The 3,109-nt window shown below is 52.6% G+C and carries 2 rRNA genes; both read left to right on the top strand.

Features of this window, described 5'->3' with window-relative positions:
• Positions 1 to 17 precede the first annotated feature (17 nt).
• A 23S ribosomal RNA gene (locus KUV52_RS15575) occupies positions 18 to 2,906 on the top strand.
• Positions 2,907 to 2,996: 90 nt separating this feature from the next.
• Positions 2,997 to 3,109, top strand: a 5S ribosomal RNA gene (gene rrf / locus KUV52_RS15570); the annotation flags it as partial.

Below are 3,109 nucleotides of genomic sequence, written 5' to 3'. Positions count from 1 at the left end.
ACCCCTTGGGGTTGTATGGTTAAGCGACTAAGCGTACACGGTGGATGCCTTGGCAGTCAGAGGCGATGAAGGACGTGCTAACCTGCGAAAAGCTCAGATGAGGCGGTAAGAGCCACTTGAGTCTGAGATGTCCGAATGGGGAAACCCGGCACCATAAGGTGTCATCTGTAACTGAATACATAGGTTACAGAGGCGAACCTGGGGAACTGAAACATCTAAGTACCCAGAGGAAAAGAAATCAACCGAGATTCCCTTAGTAGCGGCGAGCGAACGGGGATTAGCCCTTAAGCATTGAGGAAGTTAGTGGAACAAGCTGGAAAGCTTGGCGACACAGGGTGATAGCCCCGTACATGAAAACGACCTTAGTGTGAAATCGAGTAGGACGGGACACGTGTTATCTTGTCTGAACATGGGGGGACCATCCTCCAAGGCTAAATACTCCTGACTGACCGATAGTGAACCAGTACCGTGAGGGAAAGGCGAAAAGAACCCCTGTGAGGGGAGTGAAATAGAACCTGAAACCGTGTACGTACAAGCAGTAGGAGCCCTTCGAGGGTGACTGCGTACCTTTTGTATAATGGGTCAGCGACTTACATTCTGTAGCAAGGTTAACCGAATAGGGGAGCCGTAGGGAAACCGAGTCTTAACTGGGCGAATGAGTTGCAGGGTGTAGACCCGAAACCCGGTGATCTAGCCATGGGCAGGTTGAAGGTGCCGTAACAGGTACTGGAGGACCGAACCGACTAATGTTGCAAAATTAGCGGATGACTTGTGGCTAGGGGTGAAAGGCCAATCAAACCGGGAGATAGCTGGTTCTCCTCGAAAGCTATTTAGGTAGCGCCTCGTGTCTCACCATTGGGGGTAGAGCACTGTTTGGGCTAGGGGGTCATCCCGACTTACCAACCCCATGCAAACTCCGAATACCAATGAGTGCAATCACGGGAGACACACGGCGGGTGCTAACGTCCGTCGTGGAGAGGGAAACAACCCAGACCGCCAGCTAAGGTCCCAAAGTTATCGCTAAGTGGGAAACGATGTGGGAAGGCTTAGACAGCTAGGAGGTTGGCTTAGAAGCAGCCACCCTTTAAAGAAAGCGTAATAGCTCACTAGTCGAGTCGGCCTGCGCGGAAGATGTAACGGGGCTAAGCGATACACCGAAGCTGCGGAAGCACACTTGTTGTGCTTGGTAGAGGAGCGTTCTGTAAGCGGTTGAAGCGGAATTGAGAAGTTCCGTGGACGTATCAGAAGTGCGAATGCTGACATGAGTAACGTTAAAGCGGGTGAAAAACCCGCTCGCCGGAAGACCAAGGGTTCCTGTCCAACGTTAATCGGGGCAGGGTGAGTCGGCCCCTAAGGCGAGGTCGAAAGACGTAGTCGATGGGAAACGGGTTAATATTCCCGTACTGCTGATTACTGCGATGGAGAGACGGAGAAGGCTAGGCCAGCACGGCGTTGGTTGTCCGTGTTTAAGGTAGTAGGCGGTGAACTTAGGCAAATCCGGGTTCACATAACGCTGAGAGCTGATGACGAGCCACTACGGTGGTGAAGTGGTTGATGCCATGCTTCCAGGAAAATCTTCTAAGCTTCAGGTAGTTAGCAACCGTACCCCAAACCAACACTGGTGGTCAGGTAGAGAATACCAAGGCGCTTGAGAGAACTCGGGTGAAGGAACTAGGCAAAATGGTACCGTAACTTCGGGAGAAGGTACGCTCCTGCCGGTGATGAGACTTGCTCTCTAAGCTAGTGGGAGTCGCAGATACCAGGTGGCTGCAACTGTTTATCAAAAACACAGCACTGTGCAAACTCGTAAGAGGACGTATACGGTGTGACGCCTGCCCGGTGCCGGAAGGTTAATTGATGGGGTTAGACTTCGGTCGAAGCTCTTGATCGAAGCCCCGGTAAACGGCGGCCGTAACTATAACGGTCCTAAGGTAGCGAAATTCCTTGTCGGGTAAGTTCCGACCTGCACGAATGGCGTAATGATGGCCACGCTGTCTCCACCCGAGACTCAGTGAAATTGAAATCGCTGTGAAGATGCAGTGTACCCGCGGCTAGACGGAAAGACCCCGTGAACCTTTACTACAGCTTGGCACTGAACATTGAACCTACATGTGTAGGATAGGTGGGAGGCTTTGAAGCAGTGACGCTAGTCGCTGTGGAGCCGTCCTTGAAATACCACCCTTGTATGTTTGATGTTCTAACTTGGTCCCCTTATCGGGGATGAGGACAGTGCCTGGTGGGTAGTTTGACTGGGGCGGTCTCCTCCCAAAGAGTAACGGAGGAGCACGAAGGTTGGCTAATCACGGTTGGACATCGTGAGGTTAGTGCAAAGGCAGAAGCCAGCTTAACTGCGAGACAGACACGTCGAGCAGGTACGAAAGTAGGTCTTAGTGATCCGGTGGTTCTGAATGGAAGGGCCATCGCTCAACGGATAAAAGGTACTCCGGGGATAACAGGCTGATACCGCCCAAGAGTTCATATCGACGGCGGTGTTTGGCACCTCGATGTCGGCTCATCACATCCTGGGGCTGAAGTCGGTCCCAAGGGTATGGCTGTTCGCCATTTAAAGTGGTACGCGAGCTGGGTTCAGAACGTCGTGAGACAGTTCGGTCCCTATCTGCCGTGGGCGTTTGAGAATTGAGAGGGGCTGCTCCTAGTACGAGAGGACCGGAGTGGACGAACCTCTGGTGTTCCGGTTGTCACGCCAGTGGCATTGCCGGGTAGCTAAGTTCGGAATCGATAACCGCTGAAAGCATCTAAGCGGGAAGCGAGCCTCAAGATGAGTTCTCACTGACTCCTCGAGAGTCCTAAAGGGCCGTCGAAGACTACGACGTTGATAGGCAGGGTGTGTAAGCGTTGTGAGGCGTTGAGCTAACCTGTACTAATGACCCGTGAGGCTTAACCATACAACACCCAAGTGGTTTTGTGAGTCGGATATCCGACCTTGTAAGAAGTCTTACATCGAGAAACAGCTTTTCCAGATTGTACGTTTTTTGCCTGGTGGCAATAGCGTTGTGGTCCCACCTGATCCCATGCCGAACTCAGAAGTGAAACGCAACCGCGCCGATGGTAGTGTGGGAGTTCCCATGCGAGAGTAGGTCACCGCCAG

Source organism: Ferrimonas balearica (genome assembly GCF_019802055.1).
Lineage (GTDB): Bacteria > Pseudomonadota > Gammaproteobacteria > Enterobacterales > Shewanellaceae > Ferrimonas > Ferrimonas balearica_A.
This window is presented reverse-complemented; position numbering and strand designations above follow the sequence as displayed.